Annotated in this window: 13 protein-coding genes; 4 read left to right on the forward strand and 9 right to left on the reverse strand. The window is 73.1% G+C overall.

The window, feature by feature from the left end; translation table 11 throughout:
* Positions 1 to 7: 7 nt before the first annotated feature.
* From ATJ97_RS04325 to dinB, 6 genes are all read right to left on the reverse strand, one after another.
* Positions 8 to 1,786, reverse strand: a complete 1,779-nt coding sequence (locus tag ATJ97_RS04325; protein ID WP_098482684.1) for a peptidoglycan D,D-transpeptidase FtsI family protein — start codon at positions 1,784 to 1,786, stop codon at positions 8 to 10.
* Entirely contained in the window at positions 1,783 to 2,169 is a 387-nt protein-coding gene (ftsL, locus tag ATJ97_RS04330; protein WP_098482685.1) for a cell division protein FtsL, read from the reverse strand. Before ftsL ends, ATJ97_RS04325 begins: the two co-directional genes overlap by 4 nt.
* Positions 2,166 to 3,182, reverse strand: coding sequence for a 16S rRNA (cytosine(1402)-N(4))-methyltransferase RsmH (gene rsmH / locus ATJ97_RS04335; RefSeq protein ID WP_098482686.1), 1,017 nt, complete (start codon positions 3,180 to 3,182; stop codon positions 2,166 to 2,168). The genes ftsL and rsmH overlap by 4 nt, the downstream gene beginning before the upstream one ends.
* 184 nt (positions 3,183 to 3,366) lie before the next feature.
* Positions 3,367 to 3,798, reverse strand: coding sequence for a division/cell wall cluster transcriptional repressor MraZ (gene mraZ, locus ATJ97_RS04340; protein ID WP_098482687.1), 432 nt, complete (start codon positions 3,796 to 3,798; stop codon positions 3,367 to 3,369).
* Positions 3,799 to 4,639: 841 nt separating this feature from the next.
* Positions 4,640 to 5,020, reverse strand: a complete 381-nt coding sequence (locus ATJ97_RS04350) for a DUF3040 domain-containing protein (RefSeq protein WP_098482689.1) — start codon at positions 5,018 to 5,020, stop codon at positions 4,640 to 4,642.
* Positions 5,021 to 5,068: 48 nt separating this feature from the next.
* Positions 5,069 to 6,322 (reverse strand): DNA polymerase IV, encoded by a 1,254-nt coding sequence (dinB, locus tag ATJ97_RS04355; RefSeq protein ID WP_098485223.1) that lies wholly within the window; start codon positions 6,320 to 6,322, stop codon positions 5,069 to 5,071.
* A 45-nt stretch (positions 6,323 to 6,367) separates the two neighbouring features.
* Here dinB and ATJ97_RS04360 point away from each other — a divergent pair, with 45 nt between their 5' ends.
* On the forward strand, positions 6,368 to 7,267 hold the full coding sequence (locus ATJ97_RS04360; protein ID WP_245862112.1) for a spermidine synthase: 900 nt from the start codon (positions 6,368 to 6,370) through the stop codon (positions 7,265 to 7,267).
* Positions 7,268 to 7,340: 73 nt separating this feature from the next.
* On the opposite strand, the gene ATJ97_RS04365 is transcribed toward ATJ97_RS04360, so the two are convergent.
* The 3 genes from ATJ97_RS04365 to ATJ97_RS04375 form a co-directional block, all read right to left on the reverse strand.
* Positions 7,341 to 7,547 (reverse strand): cold-shock protein, encoded by a 207-nt coding sequence (locus ATJ97_RS04365; protein ID WP_043498042.1) that lies wholly within the window; start codon positions 7,545 to 7,547, stop codon positions 7,341 to 7,343.
* 291 nt (positions 7,548 to 7,838) lie between these two features.
* Positions 7,839 to 9,215, reverse strand: a complete 1,377-nt coding sequence (locus tag ATJ97_RS04370; protein WP_245862115.1) for an MFS transporter — start codon at positions 9,213 to 9,215, stop codon at positions 7,839 to 7,841.
* A gap of 98 nt (positions 9,216 to 9,313) precedes the next feature.
* Complete coding sequence (locus ATJ97_RS04375) at positions 9,314 to 10,249, reverse strand: proteasome assembly chaperone family protein (protein ID WP_098482691.1); 936 nt, start codon at positions 10,247 to 10,249, stop codon at positions 9,314 to 9,316.
* 248 nt (positions 10,250 to 10,497) lie between these two features.
* Here ATJ97_RS04375 and ATJ97_RS04380 point away from each other — a divergent pair, with 248 nt between their 5' ends.
* The 3 genes from ATJ97_RS04380 (at position 10,498) to mgrA (ending at position 15,167) form a co-directional block, all read left to right on the forward strand.
* Positions 10,498 to 12,765 carry a HelD family protein gene (locus tag ATJ97_RS04380; RefSeq protein WP_245862117.1) on the forward strand — a complete coding sequence of 756 codons (2,268 nt, stop codon included), beginning with the start codon at positions 10,498 to 10,500 and terminating at the stop codon, positions 12,763 to 12,765.
* Between the two features lie 83 nt (positions 12,766 to 12,848).
* Positions 12,849 to 14,087: a phosphoglycerate dehydrogenase gene (gene serA, locus ATJ97_RS04385; protein WP_098482693.1), complete on the forward strand. Its 1,239-nt coding sequence runs from the start codon at positions 12,849 to 12,851 to the stop codon at positions 14,085 to 14,087.
* A 45-nt stretch (positions 14,088 to 14,132) separates the two neighbouring features.
* The gene (gene mgrA, locus ATJ97_RS04390) at positions 14,133 to 15,167 is read left to right on the forward strand and encodes an L-glyceraldehyde 3-phosphate reductase (protein ID WP_098482694.1); all 1,035 of its coding nucleotides are present in this window, start codon (positions 14,133 to 14,135) and stop codon (positions 15,165 to 15,167) included.
* Positions 15,168 to 15,190 lie beyond the last annotated feature (23 nt).

Here is a 15,190-nt window from a genome sequence, read left to right on the forward strand (position 1 = left end):
GGGGCGGTCACTGCCCCGACTCGAGCGGGAGGTCCGGCGTCGGCTCGGTCGACGGCGGGACGCCCATGTCACGCAGGGCGAAGCCCATGACCTCGCTGAAGGTCGGGCCGGCGACGGTGCCGCCGTAGGAGGTGCCCGCGCCGCGGTAGACGACGACGCCGACGGCCACCCGCGGGTTCTCCGCCGGTGCCACGCCCACGTAGGAGCCGAGCCGGTTGGAGAGCCCGCCGGCCGCGTCGAGAATCTCGGCGGTGCCGGTCTTGGCGGCGACGCGGTACCCGTCGACCGCGCCCTGGGGGCCCGTGCCGCCCTTCTGCACGACGGACTCCATCATGGCGAGCATCGTGTCCGCGGTCTCCTCGCTGAGCACCTGCTCGCCGGGGCCGACCTCGGTGGGGCTGAACTGCCCGTCGCCGTCGGTGGTGCCGTCGACGATGTGCGGGTCGACCCGGACGCCGCCGTTGCCGAGGGTGGCCACCATGGAGGTGTTCTGCAGGAGCGTCACCGACATGCCCTGCCCGAACATCGTGGTGTAGCGGGTGCGGCCGTCCCAGTCGTCCGGGTCCCGCACCACGCCGGCCGCCTCGCCGGGCAGCTCGACGCCGGTGGTCCGGCCGAAGCCGAGGCCCCGCAGCAGGTTGAACCGGTCGCGGTCGTCGACCATGTCACCGATCTGCACGGTGGCCGTGTTCGAGGACATCTGCAGCGCGCCCGTGGTGGTGAGGTGGCGGGTCTCGTGCGGGCTGTTGTCGCGGAAGGTCTGCCCGTTGGGCATGGTCAGGGTGTCCGGCACGGTGAACGCGGTGGTCGCGTCGATCTTGCCCTGCTCCAGCGCGAGCGCGAAGGTGGGCAGCTTGCCCGTGGAGCCGGGCTCGTAGGGGCTCGAGACGGCACGGGAGCCGCGGTCCTCGGGCGCCCAGTCCTGGTAGTTGCCCGGGTCGACGCTGCCGGAGTCGGCCAGGGCCAGGATGCGGCCGGTGCCGATCTCCTCGACGACGACGGCGCCCCAGGCACCCCCGTGCTTCTCGACGGCCTCGTCGATGCTGCGCTGGGCGACGTGCTGGAGGTCGCGGTCGATCGTGGTGTGGACGGTGTGCCCCTGGACCGCGGGCACCTCCTCGCGGTGGCCGGTGGGGATGACCTGCCCGGTGGCGCCGATCTCGACGGTGAGGGAGCCGTCCTTCCCGGTCAGCACGTCGTCCATGGTCAGCTCGAGGCCGGCGAGGCCGTGCCGGTCGCGCCCGACGTAGCCGATGATGTTGCCGGCAGTGCTGCCGTTGGGGTAGATCCGCGCCGTCGTCTCCTCCGGCTCGATGCCGGGGATGTTCAGGGCGTCGATCTCGCGCCACTGCTCCGGGGTCAGGCCCTTGGCGAGGTAGACGAACGTCGAGTCCCCCACCATCTGGGCGCCGAGCTCGGCCTTGTCGCGGTCGAGCAGGGGGGCGAGCACCTCCGCCGCGGCGGCGGCGCCGGTGGAGAGGACCTCACCGGTCTCCTCGTCCTTCAGTTCGTAGTTGCGCACCCGGAGCTGGTTGACGCCCACGTTGTACCGCTCGACGGAGGTGGCAAGGATCTCGCCGTCGCTGTCGACGATGTCGCCGCGGGGGGCGCGGATGGGCGACGTGCGCGTGCGGTCCTCCCGCGCCTGGTCGGCCAGCTCCTGGCCCTGGAAGGCCTGGACGTAGACCAGCCGGCCGCTGAAGACGAGCAGGACGGTCAGGACGAGGACGAGGATGGCCTGCCGACGCAGCCGCGGGCCGCGCAGCGCGGCGTTCCTCGCGCTCATCCCTCGTCCTCCGCCCCCAGGATGCTGCCATCGGCCAGTAGCACGAAGCGGATGTCCTCGGCCGGGACCATGCCCAGCTCCTTGGCCCGCTCCTCGAGAGCCGCCGGCGACCCGGCCTGCTCGACCTGGGCGCGCAGGGAGGCCTCGCCCTCGTCGAGCCTGTTCAGGGCCACCTGCTTGTCGTGGATCTCGTAGGAGGTCGCCGCCATCTGGGTGTTGAGCAGGAGGACCCCGAGCAGCGCACCACCGAGGACCGCCGCGCACAGGAGGAGGAACGGGACGACGCTGCGCGCGGGGGCCGGACTGGGCACCACCTCCAGGCGTGGCCGCCACGACGGGCGTGGCGCGGTCGCTCTGGTCGCGCGTGCGGTTGCAGCGCTCATGCGGCATTCCTCCTGTGGCTCCGGTCAGGGGGTGGGAGCAGGTGGTCGGGGGTGGGTCGGACACGTTCGGCGGCGCGCAGGCGGACCGAGGCGGCACGGGGGTTGCGGGCCCGCTCCTCCTCGTCGGCCTCCTCGGCGCCACGGGTGAGCAGCTCCAGGTAGGGCCGGTGCGTCTCGGGCTCGAACGGCAGGTCCGGCGGGGCCGAGCTGCGGGCGCCGGCGGCGAGCACCGTCTTCACGGCGCGGTCCTCGAGCGAGTGGTAGGACTCGACGACGATGCGCCCCTTCACGGCGAGCGCCTCGACCGCCCGCGGCAGGGCCCGCTCGAGAACCTCGAGCTCGCCGTTGACGGCGATGCGCAGCGCCTGGAAGGTGCGCTTCGCAGGGTTGCCTCCCCGGCGCTTGGCGGCCTGCGGGAGGTTCTCGCGGACGATGTCGACGAGCTCGCCGGTGCGCTCCAGCGGGGCGGTCGCCCGACGGCGCACGATCGCGGCGGCGATGCGCCCGGCGAACTTCTCCTCGCCGTAGACGCGGAGGATCCGGCGCAGCTCGGCCTCGTCGGCCGTGGCGAGCAGCTCTGCGGCGGAGATGCCGCTCGACTGGTCCATCCGCATGTCGAGCGGGGCGTCGTGGGCGTACGAGAACCCGCGGGCGGTGTCGTCCAGCTGGAGCGAGGAGACACCGAGGTCCATGAGCACGCCCTGCACGAGGCCGTCCCGCCCGTGGTCGGCGGCGACGTCGTCGATGTGGTCGTAGGTGGCGCGCACGGCGGTGAAGCGGCCGGCGAACGGGGCGAGGCGGGCCGTCGCGAGCTCGAGGGCCTGCGGGTCGCGGTCGATCCCGACGACGTGCAGGTCCGGGAAGCGCCGCAGCGCGGCCTCGGTGTGACCACCCATACCGAGCGTGGCGTCGATCATCACGGCGCCCGGCTCGCCGACGGCGGGAGCGAGGAGGTCGAGGCAGCGCTCGAGCAGCACGGGGACGTGCAGCGCGTCGGCGTCCGCCTGGCTCATGCGGTGCTCCTGGTCCGTTCGGGTCGTGGGTGGTGCTGGTGAGTGTCTGGTCGGGGGCCCTCCACCGCCCGACCAGGACTCCCTCCGCCTGCTCTGACGCCGGGGAAGTGCGTCAGAGTCGCGGTGAGAGACCTCGTCGTGCGGGGGTGGTGCCGGATCGGTTCGAACGGGAGCGTGGGGTACCTCAGAAGAGACCGGGGACCACCTCCTCCGCCGTCTCGGCGAAGGCCTGCTCCTGCTCGGCCAGGTACGTCTCCCACGCCGCCGCGTCCCAGATCTCGATCCGGGTACCGGCGCCGATCACGGCCAGGTCCCGCGTGAGCCCGGCGTACTGGCGCAGCGCCGAGGGGATCGTGATGCGGCCCTGCTTGTCCGGGACCTCGTCGGTGGCGCCGGAGAGGAAGACACGCAGGTAGTCGCGGGCCTGCTTGCTGGTGACGGGGGCCTGTCGCAGCCGGGAGTGCATGTCCTCGAACTCCCGCATGGGGAAGACGTAGAGGCACCGCTCCTGGCCGCGGGTGAGGACGATGCCGCCCGCCAGCTCCTCGCGGAACTTGGCGGGAAGGATGAGGCGCCCCTTGTCGTCGAGACGAGGTGCGTGAGTACCCAGGAACACATCGGCACCTCCCCTCCTTCTCCGCTCGCCACCAGTGGGCCCCACATTACTCCACTTCCCTCCCCTGCGCAGGAGTTTGTGGGCACTTCTTGCAGATTCGGCACGCGAAATCGCAGGTGAACGCTGGTGGGGCAGGGTGGAGGGAAAAACAACGCCGGCGCCCGGTGCTGGCGTCCGCAGTGGCGGCCTCGTGCGAGCGACGGGAGGGCGGCCTCGCCCGGATCGACAACGTCCTGACTCCACCGGCGCGAAAGGTCCACCGGCGGGGCGACGAGGTTGCCGTTCTGGTCAGATTCCGGCGCTCGACGAACCATTTCGGCCAGCTCGTCCGGCGTTCGTGAGAGGAGCACCCGGCCGGTGGAGCGGAGTGGAGACCGGCCGGTGGAGCGGAGTGGGGGCCGCCCGGTGGAGCGAAGTGGAGACCGCCCGGTGGAGCGGAGTGGAGACCGCCCGGTGGAGCGGAGTGGAGACCGCCCGGTGGAGCGGAGTGGGGACCGCCCGGTGGAGCGGAGTGGAGACCGCCCGGTGGAGCGGCGTGGAGACCGGCCGGTGGGGCGAAGTGGAGACCGGCCGGTGGAGCGGAGTGGGGACCGGCCGGTGGGGCGAAGTGGAGACCGGCCGGTGGAGCGAAGTGGAGACCGCCCGGTGGAGCGGCGTGGAGACCGCCCGGTGGAGCGAAGTGGAGACCGGCCGGTGGAGCGAAGTGGAGACCGCCCGGTGGGGCTAGGTGACGTCCCCGCCGGCAGTCACGCTGACGACGACCGGCGCCCGCCCGGAGAACGAGCAACCCGTGACCGTCCGGTCACGGGCTGTGTCAGCGAGATGAACGACGAGTGGGGCGTCAGCGCCCGCGCTCCTCGTTGCGCCGGTTCCACCGGTCCTCCTGACGCTGCATGAACCCGGCGGACGGGGCCTTGCCCCCCGGACGGCGAACGCCGCCGCGGCCGCCGCCCTTGGTCGCGCCGCCGCGCGGGCCGGTGATCGCGAGCATGACGCCACCGAGCATCGCCAGGAACCCGAGCACGCCCAGCCAGACGTAGCCAGTCGCGACACCGCCGACCAGGCCGCCGAGGCCGACCAGGAAGAGGAGGACGCCCAGGCTGAGCCTGCGCACGTTCGGCCGCGGCTTGTCGGCGAGCGTGTTGGCGAGCTTGGGGTCGTCGGAGCGCAGCTGCTGCTCCATCTGCTGGAGCATCCGCTGCTCATATTCGGAGAGAGGCATTGGACCTCCAGTCTCGCCACGAGACCGCCTGTCACTGGCGGTATGGGATCAGGATAGGTCTCCGGAGGCGCTGTTGAAAGCGGAGTGCCGTTTGTTGTCGAGCAACGTGGCCGGACGCACGACCTGGGAGCCGAACCGGGCCCTCACACCGTCCATGGCGCGCTCCGCGAGCGCCCTTTGCGGGTCGTCGTCGAGGGCGCCCTGCACGCCCGTGGTCGCGGCCGGCGCGAGTCGCTCCGCCCGGACGCCCAGCAGCCGGACACCGGCCGTCGGGATGTCGACGCCGGCGAGCAGGGCCCGGGCGGCGGCGTTGATGTCGTGCGCGAGGTCGGTGGGCGCTTGAAGGGTGCGGGAGCGGCTCAGGGTGGTGAAGTCCGCGTGGCGGACCTTGATCGCGACCGTCCACGCGACCATCTCCTCCGCGCGCAGGCGCGCGGCGCACTCGTGCGCCTGGCGCAGCAGCATCTTCTCCAGGTGCGCCCGGTCGGTGACGTCCTCGGCGAACGTCGTCTCCGTGCCGACGGACTTCTCCACCCGCGTCGGCTGGACCTGGCGCGCGTCCCTGCCCCACGCCAGCTCGTGGAGCCGCTGCCCCGCGGCCACCCCCAGGGTCTGGTGCAGCACCGTGACGGGCGTGGCCGCCAGCTGGGCCACGGTCTCGATCCCGTGCCGCTCGAGCGCCTCCTGGGTCTTCTCCCCCACCCCCCACAGCGCCCCGACCGGGAGCGAGTGGAGGAACGGCACCGTGGCGTCGGCCGGCACGAGGAGCAGACCGTCGGGCTTGGCGTGCGTCGAGGCGAGCTTGGCCACGTGCTTGCTGGCGGCGACGCCCACGGAGGCGGGGACGCCGCACCGCCGGTGCACCTCCTGCCGGACCCAGCGGGCGATCTCGACCGGCCGCCCCATGCGCCGCACCGCGCCTGCGACGTCGAGGAACGCCTCGTCGATGCTCACCTGCTCCATGACGGGGGTGACCTCGGACAGCACCGACATGACCTCGCGCGAGACCTCGCCGTAACGGTCGTGCCGGCCGGGCAGCACCACCGCCTGCGGGCACAGGATCTTCGCCCGCGCGGCGGGCATCGCGGAGTGGACGCCGAAGGCCCGGGCCTCGTAGCTCGCGGCCGCCACCACGCCCCGGTGGTCACCACCGACGATGACGGGCCGGCCGCGAAGCTCGGGACGGTCGAGCAGCTCGACGGAGACGAAGAAGGCGTCCATGTCGACGTGGAGGATGGTGCAGCCGGTGTCGTCCTCGCCCCAGGACCGTCTGGCCGCGGCGCTGCGGGGAGCTCTGCTCACCACGCACCCCCTCTCGCCGGCCAGGTCCCAGGTTAACGTGGCCGGGTGCCAGACCGCCGTCGTCGTCCCGCCCCCGCCGCAACGAGAGCAGCCGAGCTGCCGACCGAGACCGTCGAGACCTCGCTCGGGACGGCGAGCCTCCGCCGGGACCCCGGTGCCCCGCACCGGGTGACGCTGATGCTCGGCAGCACCGAGAGCTCCTCGCTCGACCTCGACGACCCCGGCTACCTCGAGTTCGAGTACATGCAGCAGATGGCTGTCGTCATCGACGCCGCCCGGCCCGCCGGGCCCCTGCGTGCGCTCCACCTCGGAGCGGCGGGGTGTGCCTTTCCTCGCGCCCTGGATGCCCGCCGTCCCGGCTCGACCCAGCTGGCCGTGGAGCTCGACGAGAAGCTCGCGGCCCTGGTGCGCGAGTGGTTCGACCTGCCCCGCGCCCCGCGCCTGCGCATCCGCACGGGGGATGCCCGCGCCGTCACGGCCGCCCAGCGGACCGGCACCTGGGAGGTGGTGGTCCGCGACGTGTTCCACCATGCCGAGGTACCCCGTCACGTCCGCACGCTCGAGGCGGCCGCCGACGTGCACCGGGCGCTCGTGCCGGGCGGCCTCTACCTGCTGAACCTCACCGACCACCCGCCGCTGCAGAAGGCGCGCATGGAGGTCGCGACGCTCCAGCAGGTGTTCGCGCACGTGCAGCTGGTGGCAGACCCCGCCATCCTGCGCGGACGGCGTTACGGCAACGTGGTGCTCGCCGCCTCTGACCACCCGCTCCCGGTGACGGAGGTCGAGCGGGGCCTGCGGCGGCTGCCCCTGCCGGTGCGTCTGCTCCACGGTGAGGAGCTCGACGCCTTCCGGGGGACGGTGCAGCCGGTGCTCGACCCGCAGGCCGACGGCGAGGCTCCCGACGGCGACGCGGCCGTGACGCCGAGGACGACGCCGCCCCGCTGAGCGGGGGGACGAGCGACGGGCCCGCACCATCAGGTGCGGGCCCGTCGGGATGGCCGGACCACCGGCCGTGAGGTCAGAGAGCGCGGACGTTCTCGGCCTGGGGGCCCTTCGGGCCCTGGGTGATCTCGAACTCGACCCGCTGCGCGTCCTCGAGCGAGCGGTAGCCGTCGGACTGGATCGCCGAGTAGTGGACGAACACGTCGGGGGCGTTGCCACCGTCCTGCTCGATGAAGCCGTAACCCTTCTCAGCGTTGAACCACTTCACGGTTCCCTGTGCCATCTTGCTGTGTCCTTCCGGGACGTCGGTGGGCCCGCCTCGTGCGGGCCCGGTTCGTGCCGCAATACCTCGTCCCACTTCCTTGCTCGGGTACCGCCCGCCGGAGCGAACGGTGCCCGTGGAACCCGTCTTCCGGCAGGTCCCGGACCGCACGTCAGGGAAACGCAGATGCAACGGCCACAGCATGGCAGAAGTCACGTCGGGCGGCCAGGGATCTGCGGCCCGATCCCGCGCCTCCCAAGAACCTGCTACCCACGCCGTTCCGGCCGCGCGGCAGGGCCGGCCGGCCGGGGCTCAGGAGGCGCCGGACCGCCGACGGCGCATCCGCGCGACCGCCTCCCGCACCGGTGGCACCACCACGCCGCGGTCGGCCATGCGCCGCCGGGTCGACCGCCGGCACAGCAGCAGCCCGACGAGGCCGACGGCCCACAGCAGGGCCTGGGAGGACATGGCCAGCCGGAAGTCGTCCAGGGTGTACGCGCCGTCCGGGCGGACGACGTCGAGGACCGCCCCGACGAGGAAGATCGCGACGAGCGACGCCACGAACCCGCCGACGTTGACGAGCCCCGTGGCCGTGCCCAGCCGCTCCGACGGCACGAACGTGCGCGCGAAGTCGAACCCGATGTTCGACGCGGTCGCCGAGACGGTCAGCACGATCACCAGCAGCGCGAGCTGCCACATCGGCCGCGGCGACGCCGGGAGGAGCACGGTGCCCCACACGACGACGGTCGCGGCGACGGCGCCCAGCACCAGCCAGGAGCGGCGCAGCGGGTGCCGGCTCTGGAGGAACCCGGTGACCGGTCCCGTGACCACGCCCGTGAGCGCGGCGAGGGTGAGCAACGAGCTCGCCGCCGCGGCGCTCACCCCCTGCCCGGCGGTGAGGAACGGCACCCCCCAGAGCAGCATGAAGGTGTTCGTGGGGAACAGGCACACGAAGTGCGTGAAGAAACCGAGCCAGGTCCCCGGCTCCCGGAGAACCGCGGAGATCGGCACCCGGGTCGCCTCCGCGGGCACGGGGGCCGCGGGGACCTCGACGCCGGTACCCACCGGCTGCACCGACTCCCCCGACCGGCGCGTGGCACGAGCCGTCGGGTGGTCGCGCACCACGACGAGCACCAGGAAGGCCACGAACACGCCGAGCGCGGCCAGCGACGCGAACGCCGTCGTCCACCCGGCACCGAGAAGGAGGGCGAGGAAGGGGACGGCGGAGATGATCTGCCCCGTCTGCCCGACGATGCCGGTCATCTGGGTCAGGAGCGGCACGCGCTGGCCCGGGAACCAGGCCGGGACGAGCCGGAGCACCGAGACGAAGGCGGTCGCGTCGCCCAGACCCACCAGCACGCGGGCGACCAGCGCGAGGGGCAGCGTGTCGACGAACGCGAGCATGAGCTGGCCGCAGGAGAGGATCAACGCGCCGGTGAAGATGACCTTCCGGCTGCCGACCTTGTCCAGGACGATCCCGACCGGGACCTGGGCCGCGGCGTAGACGGCGAGCTGGACGACGACGAAGAGGGACAGCACGGACGCCGAGATGTCGAACCGCTCGGCGGCCTGCAGCCCCGCCACGCCGAGGGACGTGCGACCGGTGGTGGCGACGATGTAGGCCGCCAGTCCGGCCCCCCACACCGTGGCCGCCACCCGGGTCGGGGCGGGGGCCTGGAACGGGGACACGGCTGCCATTGTCCCAGGCCGGGGCGATCCGGGCGCAACGAGCACCGGCCGCGGCGCATGAGTCTGCTCACACGCCGCGGCCGGTGGCCGTGCTGGGGTCAGGCCTGCTCGGGCTGCCCGCCGTCGTCGCCCTGCTGCTCGGCGAGGAACGCCTCGAGCTCCGCGCCGATCTCGTCCGCGGTGGGCAGGGAGTCGGGCTCGGCGAGCAGCGTCTTGTGGGTCGGCTGCGCCGCGGCCTCCATGAAGGCGTCGTACTGCTGCTCCAGCGCGTGGACCACCGCCCCGACCTCGGCCGACGCGGAGACCTGCGCCTCGATCTGGCGGGCGGTCTCGGCGGCTGCGGCCTCGAGCTCACCCACGGGCAGGGCGAGCCCCGTGCTGGCCGCCACCTGGCGGACCAGCTCCGCGGCCGCCTGCGGGTACTCGGACTGCGCGAGGTAGTGCGGGACGTTGGCCGCGAAGCCCAGGGCGTCGTGGCCGGTGCGGCCCAGCCGCAGCTCCAGCAGCCCCGCGGCGCTCCCCGGGATCTGCACGCGGCCCATGAGGTGGCGCTGCGGGTCGACGAGGCCGTCCCGGGTCGCGTGGGCGGTCACACTGATCGGCCGGGTGTGCGGGACCGCCATGGGGATCCCCTGCAGGCCGATGGTGCGCTGCACGCCCAACGCCTCCACGAGGTCGACGACCGCGGCGGTGAACCGGTCCCACTGCAGGTCCGGCTCGGGCCCGTGGAGCAGCAGCAGCTCCGTGCCCTCGTCGTCGCGCAGGCGGTCCAGGGCGATCACCGGCTCGTCGTAGTCGGTGTAGCGCCAGTCCTCGAAGGTCATGGCGGGCCGCCGGGAGCGGTAGTCGATCAGCGCGTCGGAGTCGAAGGTCACCACCCGCTCGACGGGGAGGGAGTCCAGCAGGTGCCGGGCGACCATCTCCCCCGCGTGGCCGGCGTCCATCGCCCCGCGCAGGGCGTGCACGAGCACGGGGACAGGGCCGTTGTCGAACGCCTCCGGGCTCACGGAGTACAGGTCGTGGGGGTCGCGCATGTTTCCCGCGCTCCTCTCGTCAGTCACCTCGGTCGGTCTCTGCCATTCCTAACGTCGGAGGCGTCCGCATCATTCCACGGCCCCGCGCGAGCCACCGGGCGCCGTCCGGATTCCCGGGTTCCCACGTGGCGGACCGCCTGCGGCACGCCCCGCGGTGGCGGATAATGGATGGCCGTGTGTCGACGGCACACGGCCAGAACGACGAGGGAGCCCGCGTGCCACGAGAGGCCATCACGCCGGAGCAGGCAGTGCCGGCATCGACAGTCGAGGCGGCGATCGCCCAGGAGCAGCAGTACCTGGACGTCGTCTACGCCCGGCTGGACGAGCTGCGTGCCGCCTACGGGCAGCGGCTGGCCCAGGTGCGACGGGGCGGCCCGTCGGGCTCGCCGCAGAACCGCTCCGAGCGCGACGCGTTCGCGGCGCACTACGAGGACACCGTGGCACGGCTGGACCACGTGGAGAACCGCCTCGTCTTCGGCCGGCTCGACCTGCGCGGGGCGTCCGAGCCCCGTTACGTCGGCCGCATCGGCATGTCGGACGCCGAGCACGACCAGCTGCTCGTCGACTGGCGGGCCCCGAGCGCCCAGCCCTTCTACCAGGCGACCGCGGCCCACCCGGGCGACGTCGTGCGCCGTCGCCACCTGATGACGCGCGCCCGCACGGTGGTCGGGGTCGAGGACGAGCTCCTCGACCACGCGCACCTGGACGCCGAGGTCGCCGACGGGCTCACCGGTGAGGGTGCCCTGTTCGCGGCGATGTCCGCGGCTCGTGAGGGCCGCATGAGCGACATCGTGGCCACCATCCAGGCCGAGCAGGACGCGGTGATCCGCTCCCCGCTCGACGGCGTGCTGGTGGTCCAGGGCGGCCCGGGCACGGGCAAGACGGCCGTGGCCCTCCACCGTGCCGCGTACCTGCTGTACGCGCACCGCCAGCGCCTGGAGCGCTCGGGCGTGCTGCTCGTCGGCCCGTCGCGGGTCTTCCTGCGCTACATCGAGCAGGTGCTGCCCTCGCTCGGCGAGACCGACGTCGTCGCCACCACCATGGCGGAGCTCCTCCCCGGGACGACGGCGACCGCCGCGGACCGCGAGGAGGTCGCCGAGGTCAAGGGCCGCGCGGACATGGCGAAGGTGCTCTCGCGCGCGGTCCGGGCGCTCCAGCGGGTCCCCGCGGGGGTCCAGGAGCTCGATGTCGAGGGCGTGAGGCTGCACCTGCGCCCGGAGGACGTGCGCACCGCCATGGCGCGTGCCCGCCGGACCGGGCTGCCCCACAACCAGGCCCGGGAGACGTTCGCGCTCGCGATGCTCGACGTCCTGGTGCGCGAGTACGCCGTCGCCCGCGGCGGCGAGGGGGACGACGACCCCGAGGACCGCGCGTGGCTGCGCGAGGACGTGCGCACCGCCCGGGACGTGCGCCGGGCCGTGAACCTGTGCTGGATGCCCACCACCCCGCACGGGCTGCTCGAACGGCTCTACGCGCGCCCGGACCTGCTCGCCGCCCACGCCCGCGGCCTGTCCACGAGGGACCGGGAGCTGCTGCACCGGGAGAAGGGGTCGCCGTGGACGGTGGCCGACGTCCCCCTGCTGGACGAGCTCGCCGAGCTGCTCGGCCCGCACGAGCAGGCGGAGGCGGCCCGGGCGGCCGCCGAGGCACGCCTGCAGGCGGCCGAGGAGGTGCGCTACGCCCAGGAAGCCATCACCTCCCAGGGCCTGGGCATGGGCATGGTCACCGCGGAGATGCTCGCCGAGCGCTTCGCGGCCACCGGGCCGCGGCTGACGACGGCGGAGCGCGCCGCCGCCGACCGCACGTGGACCTACGGCCACGTCGTGGTCGACGAGGCGCAGGAGCTCTCCCCCATGGCGTGGCGCGCGCTGCTGCGCCGCTGCCCGTCCCGGTCGATGACGGTGGTCGGGGACCTGGCCCAGCGCAGCGGGCACCGGCCGGCACGCTCCTGGGCGGAGGTCCTCGGGGCCGCCGGCAGCGAGCACGTGCGCGAGGCCGTCCTCACCGTCAGCTACCGCACTCCCGCGACCGTCATGGACACCGCGACAGAGGTCATGACGGCGCTCGGGGCGGAGCCGAGCTACCCCGTCCGGGCGGCGCGCGACCTGCCGGACGCCCTGGCGGTCACCCGGGCCGGGCAGGAGGACCTGCCGGACGCCACGGTCGCCGTCGTGCGCGGAGAGCTCTCCTTCCTGGACGCCGAGGTGGGCGCCGGCGCCGGCCGCGTGGCCGTCATCGTGCCCTCGGGCGCCGAGCGCACCGCCCGCGAGGCGCTGCTCGCGCACGACGACCTGCGTGACGCACTGACGTCGGGGCACGGTGACCTGCTCGGGGCGCGCGTCGCCGTCGTCGACGCCGTGCAGGCCAAGGGTCTGGAGTACGACGTGGTCGTGCTCCTCGAGCCGGCCGCGATCCTCGCCTCCGGCGCCGGCGACCTGTACGTGGCGATGACCCGTCCCACCCGGAGGCTGCACGTGGTCCACGCCGAGGACCTGCCCGAAGGGTTCCCCGCCTGACGCCCCCTCCGCGGGTCCGGTGAGACCGATCCAACACCTGGACGAACTTGCTCCGCATGGCGAGACGGGCGGAGCATGGCCTGGTGGCCCGCGCACTGCTCCTCGAGAACCCCCACCCCGACGCCGACCCGATCCTGGCTGACGCCGGCTTCGAGGTGGTCAGGCACCCCGGCGCGATGGAGGAGGACGAGCTGATCGAGGCCCTCGAGGGCGTCGACCTGCTCGGCATCCGCTCCACGACCCACGTCACGGAGCGGGTGCTCGCCGCCCACCCGGAGCTGACGGCGATCGGCGCGTTCTGCATCGGCACGAACCAGATCGACCTGCGCGCCGCCGCCCGCCGCGGCATCGCCGTGTTCAACGCCCCGTTCTCCAACACCCGCTCGGTGGTGGAGCTGGCCGTCGCGGAGATCATCGCGCTGACCCGCCGCCTCACCGTGCGTGACAAGGCCCTGCACGCCGGCGTGTGGGACAAGACCGCCTCGGGCTCGCACGAGGTCCGCGGCCGCACCCTCGGCATCATCGGCTACGGCAACATCGGCACCCAGCTCTCCGTGGTGGCCGAGGCGCTGGGCATGCGCGTGGTGTTCTACGACACCGCCGAGAAGCTCGCGCTCGGCAACGCCCACCGCATGGGCTCGCTCGCCGAGGTGCTCGCCGTCGCCGACATCGTCACCCTCCACGTGGACGGCCGGGCCGGCAACGCCGGGATGTTCGGGCGCGAGCAGTTCGAGCAGATGAAGCACGGCGCCTCGTTCCTCAACCTCTCGCGCGGGTTCCTCGTGGACTACTCGGTGCTCCGGGAGAAGATCCTCGACGGGTCGATCTCCGGTGCCGCCGTCGACGTCTTCCCGCAGGAGCCGCGCAAGAACGGCGACCCCTTCGACTCCGAGCTGCGCGGTCTGCCGAACGTGATCCTCACGCCGCACGTGGGTGGGTCCACCCAGGAGGCCCAGGAGAACATCGGTCACTTCGTGGCGAACAAGCTGAGCAAGTACGTGCGGGCCGGGTCCACCGACCTCTCGGTCAACCTCCCCCGCCTCACGCTCCAGCCGTCGGACGCGGCGCGCTACCGCATCGCCTTCGTCCACCGCAACACCCCGGGTGTGCTGGCCCTGGTCAACCAGACCTTCGCCGAGCACGGCGCCAACATCGAGGGGCAGATCCTCGGCACGGTCGGCGAGATCGGTTACGTGGTCACGGACATCGGCTCGGAGCTGCCCCGCGAGGCGGTCGAGGCGGTGCGCGGGATGGAGGACACCCTGCGCCTGCGCGTCATGGTGCGCCCGGGCTACGAGGACACCGCCGACCTCTGGCAGTGACCTCCCGCGGCGCGACGGACCCGGCCCGCGCAGTAACGTCGGAGCATGTTCACCCCCGCGCCTGAGCGCTACGACTCCATGACCTACCGCCGCTGCGGCCGCAGCGGCCTGGACCTGCCCGCGATCGCCCTGGGGCTGTGGCAGAACTTCGGCGAGAGCAACCCGTACGCCACCCAGCGCGACATCGTGCTGCGCGCCGTCGACCGGGGCATCACCCACATCGACCTCGCGAACAACTACGGTCCGCCTCCCGGCTCGGCCGAGAAGCACTTCGGCCGGATGCTCGCCGAGGACCTCGCCGGCCTGCGCGACGAGCTCGTCATCTCCACCAAGGCCGGTTACGACATGTGGCCGGGGCCGTACGGCAACGGCGGGTCCCGCAAGTACCTGCTGGCCTCGCTCGACCAGTCCCTCGAGCGCATGGGGCTCGACTACGTCGACCTGTTCTACTCCCACCGGTTCGACGACACCACGCCGCTGCGGGAGACGCTCGGTGCCCTGAAGACGGCGGTGGACTCCGGGCGCGCACTGTACGCGGGGATCTCGTCCTACTCCGCCGAGCGCACCCGCGAGGCGTTCGAGATCGCCGACGAGATCGGCCTGGACATCCTCGTGCACCAGCCCTCGTACTCGATGCTGAACCGGTGGGTCGAGCAGGGCGAGCCGAGCCTCCTCGACGTGCTGGGCGAGACCGGCACGGGCGCCGTCGTCTTCTCCCCGCTCGCCCAGGGGATGCTGACGAACAAGTACCTCGACGGCGTCCCCGAGGGCTCCCGGGCCGCGCGGGGCGGCTCGCTGCGGCGGGAGTTCCTCGAGGAGTCCACCCTCGAGAACATCCGGGCCCTGAACGAGATCGCCGCACGCCGCGGGCAGACCCTCGCGCAGATGGCCATCGCCTGGGTGCTGCGCGACCCTCGTGTGACGACCGCCCTCGTCGGTGCCTCCAGCGTCGCCCAGCTGGAGGACTCGGTCCGGGCGCTCGACAACCTGGAGTTCACCGAGGACGAGCTGGCGCAGATCGACCACCATGCCGTCGACGCCGGCATCAACATCTGGGCGCCCCGCTCCTCCGACCTGTGAGTCGGACGGGAGCACGCGCCGGA

This window comes from Georgenia soli (assembly GCF_002563695.1).
In the GTDB taxonomy this organism is placed as follows: domain Bacteria; phylum Actinomycetota; class Actinomycetes; order Actinomycetales; family Actinomycetaceae; genus Georgenia; species Georgenia soli.